Origin of the sequence: Caballeronia sp. SEWSISQ10-4 2 (genome assembly GCF_030464885.1) — a bacterium.
Lineage (GTDB): Bacteria > Pseudomonadota > Gammaproteobacteria > Burkholderiales > Burkholderiaceae > Caballeronia.
In genome coordinates this window covers 1-6032 of record NZ_JALPRJ010000176.1, presented here as the reverse complement: position 1 = coordinate 6032, position 6032 = coordinate 1, and the positions used below count along the sequence as shown (strand labels likewise).

4 protein-coding genes are annotated in these 6032 nt (G+C 60.3%); all 4 read right to left on the bottom strand.

Features of this window, described 5'->3' with window-relative positions:
- Positions 1–247: 247 nt before the first annotated feature.
- The 4 genes from M0D69_RS43195 to shiA all read right to left on the bottom strand — a co-directional run bounded on the left by M0D69_RS43195 (position 248) and on the right by shiA (position 5699).
- Positions 248–1363 carry a 4-hydroxyphenylpyruvate dioxygenase family protein gene (locus M0D69_RS43195; protein ID WP_301787908.1) on the bottom strand — a complete coding sequence of 372 codons (1116 nt, stop codon included), beginning with the start codon at positions 1361–1363 and terminating at the stop codon, positions 248–250.
- A 158-nt stretch (positions 1364–1521) separates the two neighbouring features.
- Complete coding sequence (locus M0D69_RS43190) at positions 1522–3423, bottom strand: bifunctional sugar phosphate isomerase/epimerase/4-hydroxyphenylpyruvate dioxygenase family protein (RefSeq protein ID WP_301787907.1); 1902 nt, start codon at positions 3421–3423, stop codon at positions 1522–1524.
- Positions 3424–3489: 66 nt separating this feature from the next.
- A complete protein-coding gene (locus M0D69_RS43185) occupies positions 3490–4320 on the bottom strand; it encodes a 3-keto-5-aminohexanoate cleavage protein (protein ID WP_301787906.1) in 831 nt (276 codons plus the stop codon).
- Between the two features lie 71 nt (positions 4321–4391).
- Positions 4392–5699 carry a shikimate transporter gene (gene shiA, locus M0D69_RS43180; RefSeq protein WP_301787905.1) on the bottom strand — a complete coding sequence of 436 codons (1308 nt, stop codon included), beginning with the start codon at positions 5697–5699 and terminating at the stop codon, positions 4392–4394.
- Positions 5700–6032 lie beyond the last annotated feature (333 nt).

The window sequence follows — 6032 nt, the reverse complement described above, 5'->3', positions numbered from 1 at the left end:
GCTTCTGTTTCTTTTTCGCCGTTCGGCGTGGAAAAGAAATGAAGTGCCGCCACGCGCAGTGGCTAATAGTGATAAAGAAATCAGCTAACTTAAACCGATCGCTAACCTGAGCAGCAGCAACCCGGCATCAACCCCGACCACTAAGGCCGAAAGCACCAACCCGGCAACGACTCCGCCCACCCGCGCCTGCAGACCCAAACCAACCCGTCCACCGGCGCGAGCGAAAAACCCTGTGCGAATGAAACCCTCATTCCCGTGCCTTCCCCAGCGCGATCAGATTCCCTTCCCCAAACCCATGATGCCCACGCCTCTCGACGATTTCAAAAAACATATCGCCGCGATCGCGTTGAATAAAGGTTTGCAGAAAGAGCCTCGCAGTCCCATCCACGGCAATCGTCCCATCGACAAGAATGCCCCTCGACCGTAAAGCATCCACGTCCAGCCCATGCCCGGGCAAACGTTCATCGAGTTGCTCGTAATACCGCGCAGGCGGCTGCACAAAACGAATTCCCCGCGACCGCAAGATATCCACCGACGCAAAGATATCCGTTGCCGTCAGCGCAATATGCTGGACGCCCTCGCCCGTGTGATCGGGCAGATAATCCTGCATCAGACTCGTACGGTAAGTCCCTTCCTCATAAACGGGAATGCTCAGCGTCTGGCAAGGCGACACAATCACAGGCAGATCCTGCGCCACCTTCCAGTCCGGATGCACCGCATGAATCTCCTTGAAATGAAGAACCTGCAGATAAAATTCGAGCCAGTCCGCAAGCCGCCCCGCGCCAACAGTCTGCGTGAAATGGTCCACCTTGCTCAAACCCGAATCGTTGGCGTTGAGCATCGCGCGCGTTTCCTTCGGGTCGAGCCACGCGAAATCGATATCGTAGATCGACAAGGCTTTTTCGCTCGGCTCCTGCCGCCCTTCCCAATGGTCCACGAAATAAATGTGCGAATCCCCGATTCCCTGGATCGCAGGAATCAACAACTCGTTGGGCCCGATCCGCTCACCCTCGAAATCCCACGCCCCAAATTCGACGGCACGCTCGTGCGAGGTCTGCGCGTCGAACACTCGCAGCCCGATGGCACAGATGCCCACGCCATGCGTCTCCGCAAACCGCGACGCGAACGAATCGTCGTCGGCATTGATGAGGAAATTCATGCTCCCCTGGCGGAACAGCGTGACGTCCTTGCTGACATGGCGCGCCACCAGCGTGAAGCCGAGTTGCTCGAAAAGCATCCGCAACCGGACAGGGTCCGGACTCGAAAATTCAACGAATTCAAGACCGGCGACGCCCAGCGGATTGTCGCTGTCCTGCGGGGATTGCGCCGAGGCAGCGCCAGGCAGGGAAGCATCGTTGTTCATTGAAAATCACCTCTGAGAAAGTCCAGTCCATGTTCGCCTGCGCGCCCGCGCGCCAGTCACCGCAGGTGGAAAGCCACGCGTGCACGCGCCGAAACAGATTATCGTCTCCGGCATCAGCGCGTCAAACTGTCCGGCACCGTCTCAGCCTACCGGCTCTTTCACTGCGTTGCGGCCGGACGCTCCTGATGGCGCCGCTGGGCATGCGCCGCGAGCCGAACCGGCGCGTTCACCGCACCATAACCGTCGTACGTGCCCCGGCGCTCCACCACTTCCAAAAAGAACCGATCGGCGAACTGCTCCGTGTAGACGTGGAAAAACTCTCCACCAGCGTTGTCCCGATCGTACAGGATGCCGCTTTCGCGCATTTGCGCAAGCTGCGCCGGGTCGAGATCGTAGCGCGCTTCGAGATCGTCGTAGTAGTTGCGCGGAATGTGCAGGAGCGGCACGCCCCGCTCGCGCAACCCGGCAACCGCCGCAAAGATGTCATCGGTCGCGAAGGCAACATGATTCAACCCCGAGCCGCGATAGGTCGACAACGACTCCACTACGGCTGTGTGCCGGTCCGCCGACGCGTTGAGCACGATCCGCACGGAACCGTCGCGGCTACGCACCGCGCGGCTCCTGACGAGGCCGTACGGGTCCGGCAAGAGGACCGACGGCTCGGCATCGAAACCGAACGTCGCCTTGAAAAAAAGCACCCACGTATCGAGCGTGTCAGCGGGCAGGTTCAGGCACACATGGTCGATGCGGCGCAGATTGTCGGGCCGGCCCCGCTTCGGCGTATCGACCAGGTTGAAATCGGTTTCATAGAGCGTGGGCTCACCCGGCGCCTCATCGACGAAGTACTGCAAGCTGTTATCCGGTGCCTGCACGCCCGGCACCACGCGTTCATTAGGCCCGACCTTGCCGGAAAAAGGCGCGTAGCCGAAAGCGGCCGCGCGCTCGAAGGCTTGCGCGGCGTTATCGACGCGATACGCCGACGCGCAGACCGACAAACCATGCGCCTGATGAAACGCGCTCGCGAAGGAATCAGTTTCTTCATTCAGGAGAATGCATGCGTCGCCCTGGACGTAGAGCGTGACATTCTTCGAGCGATGCCGGCCTGCCGCGCGAAAGCCCAAGCGTTCGAGCCATTGCGCAAGCGTCGGACTGCTGGCCGGATCGACGGCGAACTCGAGGAACTGGAAACCGGTGTGTGCGGGTGCAGCGGGCGGATGGAACAACGTCTCCTTCGACGTTTCCTTCAAAGCGCCCGCACATTGCTCCTCCAGGAACAGCAGCGAGCGATAACCGTCCGCCGCCGTCGCCGCATTGGGCGCCGCTCGAAAACCGTCGTTGAAGATCTCCAGCGAGAGCGGCCCCGCGTAGCCCGACGCCAGCACCTGACGCGTGAAGCCCGCCACATCCAGATCGCCTTGCCCCGGAAAACAGCGGTAATGCCGGCTCCATTCGAGCACATCCATTGCCATCTTCGGTGCGTCCGCGATCTGCACAAACGTGATCCGGTCCGCTGGAATACGTGCGATCTCATCGACTGAATCGCCGATGGAAAGCGTATGAAAGCTGTCGAGGATCAATCCGAGGTTCGGATGATTGAGGGTATCGACCAGCCGCCAGGCATGTTTGTACGAATTGACGTGCCGCCCCCAGGCGAGCGCTTCATAACCCGCCATCACGCCTTCAGCACGCGCGAGTTCGGCGAACTGCCCGAGCTGATCGACGATCAATGCATCGCCGCCGATGGAATCCGCCGATGCGTTACTGCAGACCAGCACGCGATCCGTACCCAACTCGTGCATCAACTCGAACTTGTGCCGTGCACGTTCAAGGTTGCGTGCAAGGCGTTCTGCGGAGACCCCTTCGAAGTCGCGGAAAGGCTGGAACAACATGATCTTCAAGCCGAGGTCGGCGCAGATACGCTTGACGTCGGCGGGTGAGCCATCGAAGTAAAGCAAATCGTTTTCGAAGATCTCGACGCCGTCGAACCCGGCGCGGCTGATGGCCTTGAGCTTCTCGACCAGCGTGCCGCTGACCGAGACAGTGGCGATTGAACGTAGCATCGTAAGTTCTCTTTCAACATGCGGGACGCCACCGGTAGGGCAACGTCGCCGTATTTCCATGACCCGCTAAAGCGCCGGCAAATGCAGCAGTTCGCGCGCTTGCGCCGCCGTTGCAACCGGACGTCCGTAGTCGCCGCACAACGACGCCACGCGGCTCACCAGTTGCGCGTTGCTCGTGGCAAGCGTGTCCTTGTCCCAGCGAATATTGTCTTCAAGACCGGTGCGGCAGTGGCCGCCCAGCTCCAGCGTCCAGTGGTTCACTTCTAGCTGGTGCCGGCCGATGCCCGCAGCCGTCCAGGTTGCATTGGGCAACTCGGCGCGTAATCGCTCGACTTCGAATTCAAGAATTTCGCGCTTGGCCGGCAACGCGTTCTTGACGCCCATCACGAACTGCACATGCACGGGCGATGTCAACAAGCCCTGCTGGACCAGATCGACGGTGCTATAGAGCATGGCCAGATCGAAGATCTCGATCTCGGGCTTGACGTTGTGATCGAGCATCGACTTTGCGAGCGAGCGCACGAAGTCGGGAGGATTTTCATAGACCGTGGTCGGGAAATTAACCGATCCCGTGGCGAGCGAGGCCATGTCCGGATGCAGGTCGAGCATCGCGCCGCGCTGTTCAAACGAACGTCCGCGGCCACCCGTCGAGAACTGGATGATGATGTCCGGGCAATGTTCGCGGATACCGTTCTGAAGCGCTTCGAAACGCGAGCGGTCCGAGCTTGAATTCTCTTGCTCATCGCGAACATGCAGATGCACGAGCGAAGCACCCGCCTCATAGGCCGCGTGCGTGCTTTCGACCTGCTCGGCTATTGAAATGGGCACCGCCGGATTGTCCTTCTTGCGCGGCACGGAGCCCGTGATCGCAACCGAGATGATGCAGGGATCAGTCATGATTGAAATTCCATTGAATGAGGTGTTCGTCTGCCAGTGCGGCCATGCGGGGGAACAACGCGCCCCTGCCCTTACGTCTTTTTCATCCGGCTGGCGACCAGCACGGACAACAAGCAGCCGATGGCCAGATACGCCGCAACCGGATGCCACGAGCCGCCGGCGAAACTCACCAGCGCCACCGCGATGAACGGCGTGAACCCGCCGCCGACCACGCTCGCCACCTGATAACCGACGCCTGCGCCGCTGTATCGATACTCGGTGCCGAACAGCTCGGTGAACATCGGTTGCTGGACGCTCACCACCATGTCGTGCGCGATGTTCGCGAGCATCACGGCGAAGACCACGATCCAGACTGTCGAACGGGCGTCGAGTGCGAGGAAGAACGGCACGGCGCTCAACATGCCGACGACCGCGCCGATCATGTAGATCCGGCGACGGCCGAAGCGGTCGGCGAGTATTGCGAAGAACGGAATGGTCACGATGCTGACCGCACCCACGAGCAAGCCGATGTTCAAAAAGAACTGACGCGGCATACCGAGGTTGGTCGTTGAATAGCTGAGAGCGAACGCCGTGACGATGTACATCGTGAAGAGCTCGGCGAGGCGCAACGCGATGATCAGCAAAAAGGCTTTCGGATGCTGGCGCAACGCTTCGAAGATAGGCAGGCGTTTGGTCTGCTGGCCTTTCTCGATCACCTTCTTAACGAACTCCTGCGACTCCTCCATGCTCGACCGAACCCACAAGCCGATCAGCACGAGCACCACGCTGAATACAAACGGGATGCGCCAGCCCCAGGTCTTGAAGGTCGCGTCGTCCATGGTCTGGCTGAGGATCGAGACAATGCCCGTTGCCAGCACCAGTCCCACGCCGTAACCGACCTGCACGCCGCTGCTATAGAACGCTTTCTTTTTACTAGGCGCACTCTCAACCGCCATCAGTGCCGCACCGCCCCATTCACCGCCGACGGCAAACCCCTGGATTGCGCGCAGGGCGATCAGCAAGACCGGCGCCCACCAGCCGATGGATGCAAAGGTGGGCAGCAAGCCGATCAGCGCAGTCGACAGGCCCATCATCATCACGGTCATCACAAGCATGCGCTTGCGGCCGAGCCGGTCGCCGTAGTGACCGAACACAAAACCACCCAGCGGGCGAAACAGGAAGCCCACGCCGAAGGTTCCGAACGCGGCGAGCGTGCCCATTGCAGGGCTGACTTTCGGAAAGAACTCGGTGTTGAAAACAATCGCGGCGATGATGCCGTAGAGCAGGAAGTCATACCAGTCGACCACTGCACCGACAAAACTGCCGAGCGCCGCCTTGCGTGCACGGCTCCTCTCCCGATCGACGGTCGCGACGTCTGAAGGCTGGATAGCGATAGTCATTACGTTGTCTCTGATGTGTATTGATGTTGGGTTGCGGGACGTGGGTCCTGCGGGCAAAAGTGCACGCCGCGCTGCAGTGAGTGGAGCATAGGGCGGCGGCCTCGCCCGATCAATGATTGCCGCAAAAATTAAAACGATTATCGAACGAGAATGTGCGATTAACGATCGTTTTCCGGGTTAGCACTAGGGGGTTCGCTCGCGCCAGTGGACGGGGGTTTCGTTCGCACGCGGTCGGGGGGGATGCTGGGGTGCTGCTTTCAGGGTTGGTGGTCGGGGGGGATGCCGGGTTGGTGCTTTCAAGGTTAGTGGTCTGCGTGAGTCGGATTTTCTCTT

Coding starts and splice junctions, on each gene's coding strand:
- M0D69_RS43185 (WP_301787906.1), bottom strand. CDS start 4,320: ATGACTGATCCCTGCATCATCTCGGTTGCGATCACGGGCTCCGTGCCG.
- M0D69_RS43190 (WP_301787907.1), bottom strand. CDS start 3,423: ATGCTACGTTCAATCGCCACTGTCTCGGTCAGCGGCACGCTGGTCGAG.
- M0D69_RS43195 (WP_301787908.1), bottom strand. CDS start 1,363: ATGAACAACGATGCTTCCCTGCCTGGCGCTGCCTCGGCGCAATCCCCG.
- shiA (WP_301787905.1), bottom strand. CDS start 5,699: ATGACTATCGCTATCCAGCCTTCAGACGTCGCGACCGTCGATCGGGAG.